This window comes from Streptomyces sp. NPDC002566 (assembly GCF_042889585.1).
Taxonomy (GTDB): Bacteria; Actinomycetota; Actinomycetes; order Streptomycetales; family Streptomycetaceae; genus Streptomyces.
On the sequence record NZ_JBIARD010000006.1, the window covers coordinates 234,806 to 250,753 of the forward strand.

At 69.0% G+C, this 15,948-nt stretch carries 14 protein-coding genes; 6 read left to right on the forward strand and 8 right to left on the reverse strand.

Going from position 1 to position 15,948, the window contains the following annotated elements; translation table 11 throughout:
* Positions 1-205: 205 nt before the first annotated feature.
* From ACFYXA_RS25230 to rpmH, 8 genes are all read right to left on the reverse strand, one after another.
* On the reverse strand, positions 206-1,303 hold the full coding sequence (locus ACFYXA_RS25230; protein ID WP_389036608.1) for a ParB/RepB/Spo0J family partition protein: 1,098 nt from the start codon (positions 1,301-1,303) through the stop codon (positions 206-208).
* Entirely contained in the window at positions 1,300-2,373 is a 1,074-nt protein-coding gene (locus ACFYXA_RS25235) for a ParA family protein (RefSeq protein WP_389037163.1), read from the reverse strand. The genes ACFYXA_RS25230 and ACFYXA_RS25235 overlap by 4 nt, the downstream gene beginning before the upstream one ends.
* A 262-nt stretch (positions 2,374-2,635) precedes the next feature.
* A complete protein-coding gene (gene rsmG, locus ACFYXA_RS25240) occupies positions 2,636-3,352 on the reverse strand; it encodes a 16S rRNA (guanine(527)-N(7))-methyltransferase RsmG (RefSeq protein ID WP_351094189.1) in 717 nt (238 codons plus the stop codon).
* Between the two features lie 119 nt (positions 3,353-3,471).
* Entirely contained in the window at positions 3,472-3,984 is a 513-nt protein-coding gene (locus tag ACFYXA_RS25245; protein ID WP_130439146.1) for a R3H domain-containing nucleic acid-binding protein, read from the reverse strand.
* Between the two features lie 15 nt (positions 3,985-3,999).
* Entirely contained in the window at positions 4,000-5,265 is a 1,266-nt protein-coding gene (yidC, locus tag ACFYXA_RS25250) for a membrane protein insertase YidC (protein ID WP_352253587.1), read from the reverse strand.
* 3 nt (positions 5,266-5,268) lie between these two features.
* Positions 5,269-5,622: a membrane protein insertion efficiency factor YidD gene (gene yidD, locus ACFYXA_RS25255; RefSeq protein WP_389036614.1), complete on the reverse strand. Its 354-nt coding sequence runs from the start codon at positions 5,620-5,622 to the stop codon at positions 5,269-5,271.
* Positions 5,619-5,990: a ribonuclease P protein component gene (gene rnpA / locus ACFYXA_RS25260; RefSeq protein WP_130439140.1), complete on the reverse strand. Its 372-nt coding sequence runs from the start codon at positions 5,988-5,990 to the stop codon at positions 5,619-5,621. Before rnpA ends, yidD begins: the two co-directional genes overlap by 4 nt.
* Before the next feature lie 21 nt (positions 5,991-6,011).
* On the reverse strand, positions 6,012-6,149 hold the full coding sequence (gene rpmH, locus ACFYXA_RS25265) for a 50S ribosomal protein L34 (RefSeq protein WP_003956500.1): 138 nt from the start codon (positions 6,147-6,149) through the stop codon (positions 6,012-6,014).
* A gap of 376 nt (positions 6,150-6,525) precedes the next feature.
* On the opposite strand from rpmH, the gene dnaA reads away from it, so the two are divergent.
* The 6 genes from dnaA (at position 6,526) to gyrB (ending at position 15,941) form a co-directional block, all read left to right on the forward strand.
* Positions 6,526-8,544 (forward strand): chromosomal replication initiator protein DnaA, encoded by a 2,019-nt coding sequence (gene dnaA, locus ACFYXA_RS25270; protein WP_389036619.1) that lies wholly within the window; start codon positions 6,526-6,528, stop codon positions 8,542-8,544.
* Between the two features lie 873 nt (positions 8,545-9,417).
* On the forward strand, positions 9,418-10,548 hold the full coding sequence (gene dnaN / locus ACFYXA_RS25275) for a DNA polymerase III subunit beta (RefSeq protein WP_130439136.1): 1,131 nt from the start codon (positions 9,418-9,420) through the stop codon (positions 10,546-10,548).
* Between the two features lie 216 nt (positions 10,549-10,764).
* On the forward strand, positions 10,765-11,646 hold the full coding sequence (gene gnd / locus ACFYXA_RS25280) for a phosphogluconate dehydrogenase (NAD(+)-dependent, decarboxylating) (protein WP_130439134.1): 882 nt from the start codon (positions 10,765-10,767) through the stop codon (positions 11,644-11,646).
* Between the two features lie 95 nt (positions 11,647-11,741).
* Positions 11,742-12,863, forward strand: a complete 1,122-nt coding sequence (recF, locus tag ACFYXA_RS25285) for a DNA replication/repair protein RecF (RefSeq protein ID WP_351089851.1) — start codon at positions 11,742-11,744, stop codon at positions 12,861-12,863.
* A complete protein-coding gene (locus ACFYXA_RS25290; protein WP_352244558.1) occupies positions 12,860-13,396 on the forward strand; it encodes a DciA family protein in 537 nt (178 codons plus the stop codon). Before recF ends, ACFYXA_RS25290 begins: the two co-directional genes overlap by 4 nt.
* Before the next feature lie 484 nt (positions 13,397-13,880).
* Positions 13,881-15,941 (forward strand): DNA topoisomerase (ATP-hydrolyzing) subunit B, encoded by a 2,061-nt coding sequence (gene gyrB / locus ACFYXA_RS25295; RefSeq protein WP_351090645.1) that lies wholly within the window; start codon positions 13,881-13,883, stop codon positions 15,939-15,941.
* Positions 15,942-15,948: the final 7 nt, after the last annotated feature.

The following is a 15,948-nucleotide window of genomic DNA, read 5'->3' on the forward strand; positions in this document are numbered from 1 at the left end:
CCCACCAGTCCGGTCCGGCTCATCGTTCGCATGGCCTCCGCCTCCCCCTCAGAGGTGCTGCCCGGTGAATGCGCCAACCCTCACGCATCGTATCCACGATGCGGTGGCCTCGGTACGGCGTGAAAGCAAAGAGCGGGCCGTGTCCGTCAGGTATCGGACACGGCCCGCTCTTCTCTGGAGCGACGCCGGCTGTGGCAGCGGAAGCTCAGCCTTCCGCGCCCTCGGGCTCGCTCTCCAGGAGGCTCTTCTGAAGGGCCAGCCTCTCGCCCGGAGCGAGAGTGCTGAGGATCCGCTCAAGGTCCTCCGGCGAGGCGAACTCGACGGTGATCTTGCCCTTCTTCTGCCCCAGCTCCACCTTCACCCTTGTCTCGAAGCGGTCCGAGAGCCGGGTCGCCAATTCGCTGAGCGCCGGGGCGACGCGCCCGCCCGCCCTCGGCCCCTTGGGACGCTGGGCCCTCTGCGGCCGAGCGCCCATCAGGGTCACGATCTCCTCGACGGCCCGCACGGACAGCCCCTCGGCCACGATGCGGTGTGCCAGCCGGTCCTGCTCCTCCGAGTCCTCCACGGAGAGCAGCGCCCTGGCATGGCCCGCCGAGAGCACGCCGGCAGCCACACGCTTCTGGACCGCGGACGACAGCTTCAGCAGGCGCAGCGTGTTGGAGACCTGCGGCCGGGAGCGGCCGATCCGGTCAGCCAGCTGGTCGTGCGTGCAGTTGAAGTCCTTCAGCAACTGGTCGTAGGCGGCCGCCTCTTCCAACGGGTTGAGCTGAGCCCGGTGGAGGTTCTCCAGAAGGGCGTCCAGGAGGAGCTTCTCGTCGTCCGTGGCGCGCACGATCGCCGGGATGGCTTCCAGCCCCGCTTCACGGCAGGCGCGCCAGCGGCGCTCGCCCATGATGAGTTCGTAGCGGCCCGGTCCGAGCTGCCGTACGACGACGGGTTGGAGGAGGCCGACTTCCTTGATGGAGGTGACCAGCTCCTGGAGCTCGTCGCCGTCGAAGACCACGCGCGGCTGGCGCGGGTTCGGCGTGATGTCGTCCAGGGGAATCTCAGCGAAGTGGGCGCCCAGGGGAGGCGCGGGGGGCGCCACGGGGCTGCTTGGCAGCGACTCCTCTGTTTCACGTGAAACAGGGAGCGTCGCCACCTTCGCCGCGGCCACTCCACGGTCGGTCGTCAGAACCGGGACAGCCGCGGGGGAGGTGTGGCCCCCGCTTCCCAGGGCTCCAGACGCCGTCGACTTCTCTGTAGGAGCCGCAGGGATCAGTGCGCCTAGCCCACGCCCCAGCCCCCTCCGCTTTTCACTCACTGGATCCCCTCCACCATGCTCGGGTTGTTCTGGGCGCCGATATGAGCATGGTTGGCGTCATAGCTGACCTCGATGCCCTTCAGCGCGATCTCTCGGGCCGCCTCAAGATAGGAGAGGGCACCGCTTGATCCAGGATCGTAAGTCAGCACCGTCTGCCCGTAGCTCGGCGCCTCGGAGATGCGGACCGAGCGGGGAATGCTCGTCCTCAGCACCTCGTCGCCGAAGTGGGTGCGCACCTCTTCCGCGACCTGCGACGCGAGACGCGTCCGGCCGTCGTACATGGTGAGCAGGATGGTCGACACATGCAGAGCGGGGTTGAGGTGCCCCCGCACCAGGTCGACGTTGCGAAGCAGCTGTCCCAGTCCCTCCAGTGCGTAGTACTCGCACTGGATCGGGATGAGGACCTCCTGGCCGGCGACGAGCGCGTTGACCGTCAGCAGGCCGAGCGAGGGCGGGCAGTCGATGAGGATGTAGTCCAGAGGCTGCTCGTAGGCCTGGATCGCTCGCTGCAGCCGGCTTTCTCGCGCCACCAGGGACACCAGCTCGATCTCCGCACCTGCGAGATCGATCGTGGCGGGAGCGCAGAAGAGTCCCTCGACGTCGGGGACGGGCTGAACGACCTCCGCCAGCGGGCGGCCCTCGACCAACACGTCGTAGATGGACGGGACCTCGGCGTGGTGGTCGATTCCCAGCGCGGTGGAGGCGTTGCCCTGCGGGTCGAGGTCGACCACCAGGACGCGACCGCCGTGCAGGGCCAGGGAGGCGGCAAGGTTGACGGTCGTCGTCGTCTTGCCGACGCCGCCCTTCTGGTTGGCGACCACGATGACGCGGGTCTGCTCGGGACGTGGAAGCCCTTCCCCGGCTCGTCCCAGAGCCTCTACCGCCAGTTGGGCGGCGCGACCGATCGGAGTGTCGTCCATCGGGGGCGGGGTTTCACGTGAAACATCCTCCCCCATCGACTCGGTTCGGGGACCGGGGACCGGATCGGTCATCGGTCCCGCGATGTTGGCGTCGGACCGCAAGGATTCACTCTCCTCGACTTCAGGCTCGCAGTGAACAGAGCCTCCCATGCCTTCGGGGTCGTGAACCAGTGAGGCCTGGGGTTCTGTGGAGAAATCCACCTTTGTGGACAACTCTGTTCCCCTGTCGAGTGAGCCGAGAGGCTTTCGGTCGCGGGGTTCGGCCGCAGCGCGGCCCCGGCTGATGATGCCCTGCAGCAGTGAGCGACGTTTCACGTGAAACACGATGCACAGCGCCCGGCACCGAACTGCCGCGACACTCCGTCACACGGAGGCGCGGCAGCTTGTGTGGAGTACGCCTTGCGTCCCCGAGTCAGCGACGGCGACGCGTGCGCCCTGTGCGCGCGGCCTTGGCCCGCTTGGCGGCGAACCGCACACCGCCCGGGCTCTCTCCGACCTCGACCCGCACCACCGTGGAGAGTGGATCGACCACGCCTTCGCCGACGTGGTGGATCGATGTGCCGACTGCGCCCAGTTTGCTCAGCGCGGTGGCCGCGCTCTTCAGCTCCTCCTCGGCCGTGTCGCCCTTGAGGGCGAGCATCTCCCCGTAGGGGCGCAGCAGAGGAATGCCCCAGGTGGCCAGACGGTCCAGTGGCGCCACCGCACGGGCGGTCACCACATGCACCGGCGGCAGCTTGCCCATGAGCTCCTCGGCGCGGCCGCGCACGACGGTCACATGGTCCAGGCCCAGCAGTTCGACGGCTTCGGTGAGGAAGGTCGTCCGCCGCAGCAGCGGCTCCAGCAGCGTGATCTTCAGGTCCTCGCGGGCGAGGGCCAGCGGGATGCCGGGCAGCCCGGCGCCGGAGCCGACGTCGCACACGGTCACCCCCTCGGGGACGACCTCGGAGAGCACGGCGCAGTTCAGCAGGTGCCGCTCCCACAGCCGGGGCACCTCGCGTGGGCCGATGAGCCCACGCCGCACACCTGCCTCTGCCAGCAGCTCGGCGTACCGGACCGCATCCGTGAAGCGATCACCGAATACCGCTCGTGCCTGCTCGGGCGCAGGGGGGAGCTCCGCTGCCTCCGTCACGGGGACCGTCCTTCCGTACCGCACCGGCGCGCTCAGCGCCGACCACCAGAACTACCAGGGCTGACAAAGACCGGCCCCGCCTGAGCGCCAGACGGGGCCGGTGAAAACGGGTGTACCGATCAGTTGGGGAGTACGACGACGAAGCGCTGCGGCTCCTCGCCCTCGGACTCGCTGCGCAGGCCGGCCGCCTTGACCGCGTCATGGACGACCTTGCGCTCGAAGGGGGTCATCGGCCTGAGCTTCACCGGCTCGCCGCTGTTCTTCGCGTCGGTCGCGGCCTTGGCGCCCAGCTCGGAGAGCTCGGTGCGCTTGGTGGCGCGGTAGCCGGCGATGTCCAGCATCAGCCGGCTGCGGTCGCCGGTCTCCCGGTGCACGGCCAGGCGCGTCAGCTCCTGCAGTGCTTCCAGCACCTCGCCGTCACGGCCGACCAGCTTCTGCAGTTCGCGGCCACCCGCGTCGCTGATGATCGACACCGAGGCGCGGTCGGCTTCGACGTCCATGTCGATGTCGCCGTCGAGATCGGCGATGTCCAGCAGACCCTCGAGGTAGTCCGCCGCGATCTCGCCCTCCTGCTCCAGGCGGGTGAGGGTGTCTGCACCCTCGGCGGCGGCGGAGGTGGTGCCTTCCGTCACGGGATGGGCTCCTTCTTACTTCTTGGAGGGGGACTTGGGGCGCTGCGGACCGCCCTTGCGCTGACCGGACTGAGCCTTGCTGCGGCCGGCGGAGCCGGGCTTCGGCTTGGCGGGGCCGGTGGTTTCGGCGTCCTGCGGCTCGTCGGACTTGGTCAGCGAGGTGGTGGTCTCGCCGGCCGCCTTCGGGCCTGTGGTCTGGCGCTGGGACTTCGTCTGGCGCTTGGGCTGCTGACGCCGGGCGGCCGCCGCGCTGGTGGGCGTGCCGTCCTCGGTGAGGGTGGCGGTCTGGGCTTCGCCCTTCACCACGGTGCCGTCGGCCTGGGCCACGAGGCCCACCTTGCTCAGACCGTTGATGAACTTGCGCTCGTACTCGTTGCGGTCGCGGCCCTTGGCGACGATGGCCTTGACGATCGTCTTCTCGCTGCGGCGGCGCGTCTTGCCCTGGTGCGTGACGGACTTGTACAGACGCTCCAGGTACGCGGCCTGAGCCTTGGAACCCGGGGTCGGGTTGTTGCGGATGACGTACATCTGCTGGCCCATGGTCCACACGTTGGTGGTCAGCCAGTAGACGAGGACACCGACCGGGAAGTTGATGCCGAAGACGGCGAACATGACGGGGAAGACGTACATCAGCATCTTCTGCTGCTGCATGAACGGGGTCTTCACCGTGGTGTCGACGTTCTTCGTCATCAGCTGGCGCTGGGTGAAGAACTGCGAGGCCGACATCAGGACGATCATGATCGCGGTCACCACGCGCACGTCGGTCAGCGAGGCGCCGAGCGCCTCCACCTTGGCCGAGCCGTCGGTGAACTTCGCCGCCAGCGGAGCGCCGAAGATGTGCGCCTTACGCGCGCTCTCCAGCAGCTGGTCGTTGATGACGCCGATCTTGTCGCCCGTCGCGATGCCGTTGAGCACGTGGTAGAGGGCGAAGAAGAACGGGGACTGCGCCAGGATGGGAAGGCACGAGGAGAGCGGGTTGGTGCCCGTCTCCTTGTACAGCTTCATCATCTCTTCGGACTGACGCTGCTTGTCGTTCTTGTAGCGCTCCTGGATCTTCTTCATCTCGGGCTGCAGCGTCTGCATGGCCCGCGTCGCCTTGATCTGCTTCACGAAGAGCGGGATCAGGCAGATTCGGATCAGGATCACCAGGGACACGATGGACAGACCCCAGGCCCATCCGGTGTCAGGGCCGAAGACGGCGCCGTACACCGCGTGGAACTGGACGATGACCCAGGAGACAGGTGTCGTGATGAAGCTGAAGAGGCTGGCAATCGTGTCCACTAATCATGCTCCTTGGGCATGGGACGAGGTCTCTGCGGCCGGACTCGAAGGATGACTCTCTTCGGTGGCCGTTGAGGCGGCGAAGGTCCCGCCCCTGCGTGCACGCCAGGCGTCGCGCAGCATTTCGTGCCACCGCGGACGCTTCCGCGGCGGGACATGGTCCACACCCCCCAGCGACCACGGGTTGCACCGCAGGATGCGCCAGGCGGTGAGCGCCGTTCCCTTGATCGCACCGTGCCGGTCGATGGCCGTGTAGCCGTAGTGGGAGCACGAGGGGTAGTACTTGCACACCGGCCCGAGCAGCGGACTGATCGTCCACTGGTACAGCTTGATCAGGGCCAGCAGCGGGTACTTCATCGCGCGCCCCCTCCCAGTAGCCGCTGTAGGGCGGCATCGAGGTCTTGGGCCAGCTGTGCGTGGTCTGCGTCGCCCGCGCCGGGCAGCGCCCGTACGACTACCAGGCTACCGGGGGGCAGAAGGGCGACTCGATCGCGCATCAGATGACGCAGTCTGCGCTTCACGGCGTTGCGTACGACCGCCCCGCCCACAGCCTTGCTCACGACGAAACCCGCACGCGTCGGGGGAGCGCTCTCCCCAGGCGCGTGCGGGTCCGTGGCACCGCTTCGAAAGTGGACGACGAGAGTCGGGCGTCCGGCCCGACGGCCTCGGCGTACCGCGGTCGCGAAGTCTTCGCGCCGCCTCAGCCGGTTCTCGGTGGGCAGCACGACGGCATGACCTGACCGGGATCAGGCGGACAGACGGGCGCGACCCTTGCTGCGGCGGGACGCGAGGATCGCGCGGCCGGCACGGGTACGCATACGCAGCCGGAAGCCGTGGGTCTTCGCGCGACGACGGTTGTTCGGCTGGAAGGTGCGCTTGCTCACTCGGGGGCTCCAGAAATCGCTCGGTAGTGGCGGGGTGCCGTCCTGGCTGTCACCGTGCGCCCACGAGTAGCTCCCGTTAACGCCCGAGTGCACCGCTTCCCGATCACCTGACGCGATCTGTGCCCATCGGAGGCAGGCGGCAGCAGCCATCGACAACTCGACCTGGTTACGGTACGCGGGGCTACGCCATCCGGTCAAACCAGGGGCCACCGGGCGACACTGTCCACAGCCTGGGGACAACAACTTGAACCGTACCGGCCGCGCTGACTACCGTGGCTGGACTCCGATTCTTTCCCTGGACCCTGACCCCGTCCGCTGTGAATCCCGATCCGTCCCACCGTCACCCGTTCGTGGGACCTGCGAGAGAGCGTGCCCTGTGGCTGACGTACCTGCCGATCTTGCCGCAGTGTGGCCACGCGTACTGGAGCACCTCCTCAGCAACGGTCGAGGCCAGGGCGTCGAGACGAAGGACGAGCGCTGGATCCGGCGCTGCCAGCCGCTGGCGCTGGTGGCGGACACCGCCCTGCTCGCCGTACCGAACGAGTTCGCCAAGACCGTGCTGGAAGGCCGGCTCGCCCCGATCGTCAGCGAGACGCTGAGCCGCGAGTGCGGCCGCCCTATCCGCATCGCGATCACCGTGGACGACTCCGTCGGCGAGCCCGCGGCGCCGGCGTCGCCCGCACCGGCATCGCGTTACGAGGAGCCCGAGCGTCCGCCCGGCCAGTACGACAGCCCGTACGACAACCAGTACGACGGCTACGGCCGGCACCGCTCGGAGCAGGCCCCCGGCGGACACGGCGGCGCCGGCGGCCAGGGCGGTCCCGGCGAGCACTCCTCCCGGCAGGACCCGCTGCCCACCGCCCGCCCCGCGTACCCCTCGGAGTACCAGCGCCCCGAACCCGGCGCCTGGCCGCGGGCCACGCAGGACGACTACGGCTGGCAGCAGCAGCGCCTCGGCTTCCCCGAGAGAGACCCGTACGCGTCGCCGTCCCAGGACTCCTACGGTCCCTCCGGTCAGGACTCCTACGGCTCGTCGTCCGCCCAGGACGGCTACGGCGGCCCGGCGCAGGACGGGTACGGCTCGTCCCCCCAGGACTACCGCCCACAGAAGATGGAGCGACCGCCCTACGACGCGTCGCCCTACGACCAGAAGCGCCCGGAGTACGAGCCCACCCGCGCGGAGTACGAACCGAAGCGCCCCGAGTACGACCAGCGCGACCCCACGCGGCGTGAGCTGCCCGAGCCGTCCGGCGGCGCGGGGCATCCGCATCGCGGCGGTCCGATGGGCCCCGGCCAGCCCGGCGCCGGCGGGTCCGGCCCGTCGGCGGCGCAGTCCGCGCCGGCCGGCGGTCCCGGTGAGCCGACCGCGCGGCTGAACCCCAAGTACCTCTTCGACACCTTCGTCATCGGCGCGTCCAACCGCTTCGCGCACGCGGCCGCGGTCGCCGTCGCCGAGGCGCCCGCCAAGGCGTACAACCCCCTCTTCATCTACGGGGAGTCGGGCCTCGGCAAGACCCACCTGCTGCACGCGATCGGGCACTACGCGCGCAGCCTGTACCCGGGCACACGCGTGCGGTACGTGAGCTCCGAGGAGTTCACCAACGAGTTCATCAACTCCATCCGCGACGGCAAGGGCGACAGCTTCCGCAAGCGCTACCGCGAGATGGACATCCTGCTCGTCGACGACATCCAGTTCCTCGCGGACAAGGAGTCGACGCAGGAGGAGTTCTTCCACACCTTCAACACGCTCCACAACGCCAACAAGCAGATCGTGCTGTCCAGTGACCGGCCGCCCAAGCAGCTGGTCACGCTGGAGGACCGGCTGCGGAACCGTTTCGAGTGGGGCCTGATCACCGACGTGCAGCCGCCCGAGCTGGAGACGCGCATCGCGATCCTGCGCAAGAAGGCGGTGCAGGAACAGCTCAACGCCCCGCCGGAGGTGCTGGAGTTCATCGCCTCGCGGATCTCGCGCAACATCCGCGAGCTGGAGGGCGCGCTGATCAGGGTGACGGCGTTCGCGTCGCTCAACCGGCAGCCGGTGGACCTGGGGCTGACGGAGATCGTCCTGAAGGACCTCATGCCGGGCGGCGAGGACTCGGCGCCCGAGATCACCTCCACGGCCATCATGGGCGCCACGGCGGACTACTTCGGGCTGACCGTCGAGGACCTGTGCGGCAGCTCGCGGGGCCGTCAGCTGGTCACGGCGCGGCAGATCGCCATGTACCTGTGCCGCGAGCTGACCGACCTGTCGCTGCCGAAGATCGGCGCGCTGTTCGGCGGCCGCGACCACACCACGGTCATGCACGCGGACCGCAAGATCCGCAACCTGATGGCCGAGCGGCGCTCCATCTACAACCAGGTGACCGAGCTGACCAACCGCATCAAGGCCGGCTGAGCCACGGGCCTGTCCGAGCCGCGTACGGCCTTCCAGGGCGCCCCGGGGACCGATCCCCGGGGCGCCCTTCTTCGTGCTCGCGTCATCCGCTGTTCGATTACCAGCCGGGTTACGGCCTTCGTCCACAGATTCGGCGACTTTTTCCCCTCCACAGCCTGGGGACTGCGGAGTTTTCCCCGATCGCGTCCACAGGCGGCCCTGTTGAGGGACCATCAGAGCAGGTCATGTGGCTGTGGATTCGTGGACGAAGGATTTCCACAGACTGTGGACAACGCGATGATCCCCACCCTGTGGACGGACTTGTCCACCGACAACCCACAGACTTCGGCCGGTTTTCCCCAGCCTGGGGCGGCTTCTCCACATGGATCTCCACTGTTCGGCAACCTGCCGCGCCTGATCACTGCGTCGAGTGAAAGCCGTCACACGAAGCTGCCGGGGCGCCCTGTGGGAAAGACGCCGAAACCTGGGGACGAAGCTGGGGAGAACTCGGCCCTCCCTGTGCACGGTGTGTGCAGAACTTTTCTTTCTCCACAGACGGGCCCGGTTATCCACCGCCTCCGCCCACAGGGTCAGTGGATAAAATATCGCCTCTGAGCTGCGAAAACGGGGTTATCCACGGTTTCCACAGGCCCTACTACTACTCCCGACTAGAGAGAGCGAGGAATCCGTTTCGAAGGGGGTCCTGTGCACAACTCGCCCTTCGGCGTCCGGCTGCCCCTCGTCACGACTTGACCCCGAGCGGCACCTACTGTCAGTGCCGTGCGTCAGACTGGTCCCCGGTGGTCCTTCCCCTCTCGGGGGCCGACGACACCGAGACAGACGACGAAGGCCAGGCAGGGCGAGAAGCGCCGGCAACAGCAGGAGGCGGCAAGAGTGAAGATCCGGGTGGAACGCGACGTACTCGCGGAGGCCGTTGCCTGGGCGGCGCGCAGCCTCCCGGCCCGTCCGCCGGCGCCTGTCCTCGCCGGCCTGCTCCTGAAGGCCGACGACGGCGCGCTGAGCCTGTCCAGCTTCGACTACGAGGTCTCCGCACGGGTGTCCGTGGAGGCCGAGGTCGAGGAGGAGGGCACGGTCCTCGTGTCCGGCCGCCTGCTCGCCGACATCTGCCGCGCGCTGCCGAACCGTCCGGTGGAGATCTCCACAGACGGTGTACGGGCGACGGTGGTCTGCGGATCCTCGCGGTTCACCCTCCACACACTGCCTGTGGAGGAGTACCCGTCGCTGCCGCAGATGCCGAACGCCACGGGCACCGTGCCCGGCGAGGTCTTCGCCTCCGCGGCCGCCCAGGTCGCCATCGCCGCCGGCCGTGACGACACGCTGCCCGTCCTCACCGGTGTGCGCATCGAGATCGAGGGCGACACGGTGACGCTGGCATCCACCGACCGCTACCGCTTCGCGGTCCGCGAGTTCCTGTGGAAGCCGGAGAACCCGGACGCCTCCGCGGTCGCCCTGGTGCCCGCCAAGACGCTCCTGGACACCGCCAAGGCCCTCACGAGCGGCGACAGCGTCACGCTGGCGCTGTCCGGCTCGGGCTCCGGCGAGGGCCTGATCGGCTTCGAGGGCGCGGGCCGGCGCACGACGACCCGCCTCCTGGAGGGCGACCTCCCGAAGTACCGCACGCTGTTCCCGACCGAGTTCAACTCCGTCGCCGTGATCGAGACCGCTCCCTTCGTGGAGGCGGTCAAGCGTGTGGCTCTGGTCGCCGAGCGCAACACCCCGGTGCGGCTCAGCTTCGAGCAGGGCGTGCTCATCCTCGAGGCCGGCTCCAGCGACGACGCACAGGCTGTGGAGAGGGTCGACGCCCAGCTGGAGGGCGACGACATCTCGATCGCGTTCAACCCGACCTTCCTGCTGGACGGTCTGAGCGCCATCGACTCGCCGGTGGCCCAGCTGTCGTTCACGACGTCCACGAAGCCCGCCCTGCTGAGCGGCAAGCCTGCGCTGGACGCCGAGGCGGACGACGCCTACAAGTACCTGATCATGCCGGTGCGGCTCAGCGGCTGAGCCGGGCCTTCGGCGGCCGGTTCTCGGGCCGGCGTCCTGGTCCGGCGCGGTTGTCCACAGTCGGTGGACAACCGGGTGGGCCTGTGGGGAGAAGTCGCAGGTGGGGGCGTACGTCTGAGCGCGTATGCCCACAGCTGTGCACGACCGTCCGGGTTTAGGCTCGGACATGGGTACGAAGGTGCCCCACACGCCACACAGCGACCTAAGGAACAACTGATGGAGCTCGGTCTCGTCGGCCTCGGCAAGATGGGCGGCAACATGCGCGAGCGGATACGCCGCGCCGGCCACACCGTCATCGGATACGACCGGAACCCGGACCTCGCCGACGTCCACAGCCTCGAAGAACTCGTGGGCAAGCTCGAGGGCCCGCGCGTGGTGTGGGTGATGGTCCCGGCCGGCGCCGCCACCCAGTCGACGATCGACGAACTCGCCGAGCTGCTGGAGCCGGGCGACGTCGTCGTGGACGGCGGCAACTCCCGCTGGACGGACGACGAGAAGCACGCCGAGGAGCTGGCCGCCAAGGGCATCGGCTTCGTCGACTGCGGCGTCTCCGGAGGCGTCTGGGGCCTGGAGAACGGCTACGCCCTGATGTACGGCGGCGACGCGGAGAACGTCGCCAAGGTGCAGCCGGTCTTCGACGCCCTGAAGCCGGAGGGCGACTTCGGCTCGGTGCACGCCGGCAAAGTCGGCGCCGGCCACTTCGCCAAGATGGTCCACAACGGCATCGAGTACGCGATGATGCAGGCCTACGCCGAGGGCTGGGAGCTGCTGGAGAAGGTCGACTCGGTCACCGACGTGCGCGAGGTCTTCCGTTCCTGGCAGGAGGGCACGGTCATCCGCTCCTGGCTGCTGGACCTGGCGGTCAACGCCCTCGACGAGGACGAGCACCTCGACAAGCTGCGCGGCTACGCGCAGGACTCCGGCGAGGGCCGCTGGACCGTGGAGGCCGCCATCGACAACGCGGTGCCGCTCCCGGCCATCACCGCCTCCCTGTTCGCGCGGTTCGCCTCCCGCCAGGACGACTCCCCGCAGATGAAGATGATCGCCGCGCTGCGCAACCAGTTCGGCGGCCACGCCGTGGAGTCGGCGAAGAAGTAGCCCCGGGCCGCAGGAGCGCGGGCAGTACGACGGACGGAACGATCCACAGGGCCGTGTGAGCGGTCCACAACGCCGCGGGAGGTCGGCGAAACGACATGCACGTCACGCACCTGTCGCTGGCCGACTTCCGCTCCTATCCCCGGGTCGAGGTCCCGCTCGACCCGGGGGTCACGGCCTTCGTCGGCCCCAACGGGCAGGGCAAGACGAACCTGGTCGAGGCGGTGGGCTACCTCGCCACCCTCGGCAGCCACCGCGTCTCCACGGACGCGCCCCTGGTCCGCATGGGCGCCGACCGCGCGGTCATCCGGGCGCAGGTCCGCCAGGGCGAGCGGCAGCAGCTGGTCGAGCTGGAGCTGAACCCGGGCAGGGCCAACCGCGCCCGTATCAACCGGTCCTCGCAGGTGAAGCCCCGAGACGTGCTGGGGATCGTCCGGACGGTGCTGTTCGCGCCGGAGGACCTCGCCCTGGTCAAGGGCGACCCCGGGGAGCGGCGGCGCTTCCTGGACGAGCTGGTCACCGCCCGCTCCCCGCGCATGGCGGGCGTGCGCTCCGACTACGAACGCGTGCTCAAGCAGCGCAACACCCTGCTGAAGTCGGCCGCGCTGGCCCGTCGGCACGGCGGCCGCTCGATGGATCTGTCCACGCTCGACGTCTGGGACCAGCATCTCGCGCGCGTGGGCGCCGAGCTGCTCGCCCAGCGGCTCGACCTGGTCGCGGCGATCCAGCCGCTCGCCGACAAGGCGTACGAACAACTGGCCCCCGGCGGTGGGCCGGTCGCCCTGGAGTACAAGCCGTCGGCCCCCGGCGAGGCGCACACCCGTGAACACCTCTACGACCAGCTGATGGCCGCGCTCGCCGACGCCCGCAAGCAGGAGGTGGAGCGCGGCGTCACCCTGGTGGGACCCCACCGGGACGACCTGGTGCTCAAGCTCGGTCAGCTGCCCGCCAAGGGGTACGCCTCCCACGGCGAGTCCTGGTCCTACGCGCTCGCCCTGCGCCTGGCCTCCTACGATCTGCTGCGCGCCGAGGGCAACGAGCCGGTGCTGGTCCTCGACGACGTCTTCGCCGAGCTGGACGCCCGTCGTCGGGAGCGGCTGGCGGAACTGGTCGCTCCCGGCGAGCAGGTGCTGGTGACGGCCGCGGTCGACGACGACGTGCCGCATGTGCTCGCGGGAGCGCGGTACTCCGTGTCCGAGGGGACGGTGGAGCGCGTATGACCGCGGACGAGCCCGCGACGAAGAAGGCGGCCGAGCCGTCCGGCGTCGACCTCGCGCGCGTGGCGTTGCGGGCGGCGCGGGAGCAGGCACGCGCGCGTGGGGAAGTGGCGCAGCAGAAGAAGCAGGCCCGGCGCGGGGGCGGGCTGCGGTCGGGTGCGCGTGCGGACGGCCGGGATCCCATGGCGCTCGGCGCCGCGATCAACCGGCTGCTCACCGAGCGGGGCTGGGAGGCGCCGGCCGCGGTGGGCGGGGTGATGGGCCGCTGGCCGCAGATCGTCGGCGAGGACGTCGCGAAGCACTGTGTGCCCGAGCGGTACGACGAGGCCGAGCGCGTGCTGTTCGTGCGCTGCGACTCCACGGCCTGGGCGACCAATCTGCGGTTGCTGGCGCCGACGCTGGTGGCCCGTCTCAACGAGGACCTGGGGCACGGCAGGGTCAAGCTGATCAAGGTGCAGGGGCCCGGCGGTCCGGCGCGCCGTTACGGCCCGCTGAGGGCTCCGGGCAGCACGGGTCCGGGCGACACCTACGGGTGATCTGCATCACGTGGTCGAGGTGTGCGCCGGGCCGCGCGGAGCGTGGTGGCCGTCCATGCGTGCGTCCGCGGACGGAGCTCCTTCACGGCCCTCACGTCCGCGTTCACAGGGGGCAATGGGCTCGAATCGCCCGTACACAGTGGCGAATACGGACCTGACTTCCCGATAGCCAAGGGTTGACACCTGGAAGCGCTGAGTGCCGCTGTGAGCCTCTTGGAGCCCCGCTCCGCATATGGGGACCCGGCCGAGACCGGTTGAGGGCGGCACATGGGTACTCAGGTACCGGCAAACCCCCATCACTGTCGGCGCTACCGGTAGACTGGAAGCCAATCCCGCCCCAATCGTGGGGACCGCCCGGGAGAAGCTGAGCAACGCTGATCAAGGCTTACCGACGCAACATGCCGCAGCCGCTCCGGCGAACCGCCCCCTCAAGGGGAGGGGACCCCAAGGAGTTCGGCTCGTGCTGTGCCAGAAAGGGCGCTTCGTGGCCGATTCCGGCAACCCCAACGAGAACATCCCGTCCACCGACGCCGGCGTGAGCAGCGAGGTCACCGTCTCAGGCGGTGAGGTCACCGCCTCCTACGACGCCAGCGCCATCACCGTCCTCGAGGGTCTGGACGCGGTCCGCAAGCGACCCGGTATGTACATCGGCTCGACCGGTGAGCGCGGCCTGCACCACCTGGTGCAGGAGGTCGTCGACAACTCCGTCGACGAGGCGCTGGCGGGCCACGCGGACACCATCGACGTGACGATCCTCCCCGACGGCGGCGTGCGGGTCGTCGACAACGGCCGTGGCATCCCGGTCGGCATCGTCCCCTCCGAGGGCAAGCCGGCTGTCGAGGTCGTGCTCACCGTGCTGCACGCGGGCGGCAAGTTCGGAGGCGGCGGCTACGCGGTCTCCGGCGGTCTGCACGGCGTGGGCGTCTCCGTGGTGAACGCCCTGTCGACCAAGGTGGCCGTGGAGGTCAAGACCGACGGTTACCGCTGGACGCAGGACTACAAGCTCGGCGTCCCGACGGCCCCGCTGGCCAAGCACGAGGCCACCGAGGAGCACGGCACCTCGGTGACGTTCTGGGCCGACCCGGACATCTTCGAGACCACCGACTACTCCTTCGAGACGCTCTCGCGGCGCTTCCAGGAGATGGCGTTCCTCAACAAGGGCCTGAGGATCAGGCTCACCGACGAGCGCGAGTCGGCGAAGGCGACGTCCGGCGCGGACGAGGCGGGCGCGGACGAGAGGGCCGAGGTCAAGTCGGTCGACTACCACTACGAGGGCGGCATCGTCGACTTCGTGAAGTACCTCAACTCCCGCAAGGGAGACGTGGTGCACCCCTCGGTCATCGACCTCGAGGCGGAGGACAAGGACAAGCACCTGTCCCTCGAAGTCGCGATGCAGTGGAACAGCAGCTACACCGAGGGCGTCTACTCCTTCGCGAACATCATCCACACGCACGAGGGCGGCACGCACGAAGAGGGCTTCCGCTCGGCGCTGACCAACCTGATCAACAAGTACGCGCGTGACAAGAAGCTGCTGCGGGAGAAGGACGACAACCTCACGGGCGACGACATCCGCGAGGGTCTGACGGCGATCATCTCGGTCAAGCTGAGCGAGCCTCAGTTCGAGGGCCAGACGAAGACCAAGCTGGGCAACACGGAGGCCAAGACCTTCGTCCAGCGGGCGGTCTACGAGCACCTGACGGACTGGCTGGACCGCAACCCGGTCGAGGCGGCGGACATCATCCGCAAGGGCATCCAGGCGGCCACCGCGCGCGTGGCGGCCCGCAAGGCCCGCGACCTGACCCGCCGTAAGGGGCTGCTGGAGTCGGCGTCCCTGCCGGGCAAGCTCTCCGACTGCCAGTCGAACGACCCCGCCAAGTGCGAGATCTTCATCGTGGAGGGCGACTCGGCCGGCGGCTCGGCCAAGTCCGGCCGCAATCCGCAGTACCAGGCGATCCTTCCGATCCGCGGCAAGATCCTCAACGTCGAGAAGGCCAGGATCGACAAGATCCTGCAGAACCAGGAGATCCAGGCGCTGATCTCCGCCTTCGGCACCGGTGTGCACGAGGACTTCGACATCGAGAAGCTCCGCTATCACAAGATCATCCTGATGGCGGACGCCGACGTCGACGGCCAGCACATCAGCACCCTGCTGCTGACCTTCCTGTTCCGCTTCATGCGGCCGCTGGTCGAGGCCGGGCACGTGTACCTCTCGCGTCCCCCCCTGTACAAGATCAAGTGGGGCCGGGACGACGTCGAGTACGCCTACTCCGACCGCGAGCGCGACGCGCTGATCGAGATGGGCCGGCAGCGCGGCAAGCGCGTCCGCGAGGACTCCATCCAGCGCTTCAAGGGTCTGGGCGAGATGAACGCCGAAGAGCTGCGGGTGACGACCATGGACCAGGAGCACCGGGTCCTCGGCCAGGTCACCCTCGACGACGCCGCCCAGGCCGACGACCTGTTCTCGGTCCTGATGGGCGAGGACGTAGAGGCCCGCCGCGCGTTCATCCAGCGCAATGCCAAGGACGTCCGCTTCCTCGACATCTGAGTCGGTC

Coding starts and splice junctions, on each gene's coding strand:
- ACFYXA_RS25235 (WP_389037163.1), bottom strand. CDS start 2,373: ATGGGAGGCTCTGTTCACTGCGAGCCTGAAGTCGAGGAGAGTGAATCC.
- yidD (WP_389036614.1), bottom strand. CDS start 5,622: ATGAAGTACCCGCTGCTGGCCCTGATCAAGCTGTACCAGTGGACGATC.
- gnd (WP_130439134.1), top strand. CDS start 10,765: ATGGAGCTCGGTCTCGTCGGCCTCGGCAAGATGGGCGGCAACATGCGC.
- recF (WP_351089851.1), top strand. CDS start 11,742: ATGCACGTCACGCACCTGTCGCTGGCCGACTTCCGCTCCTATCCCCGG.
- ACFYXA_RS25290 (WP_352244558.1), top strand. CDS start 12,860: ATGACCGCGGACGAGCCCGCGACGAAGAAGGCGGCCGAGCCGTCCGGC.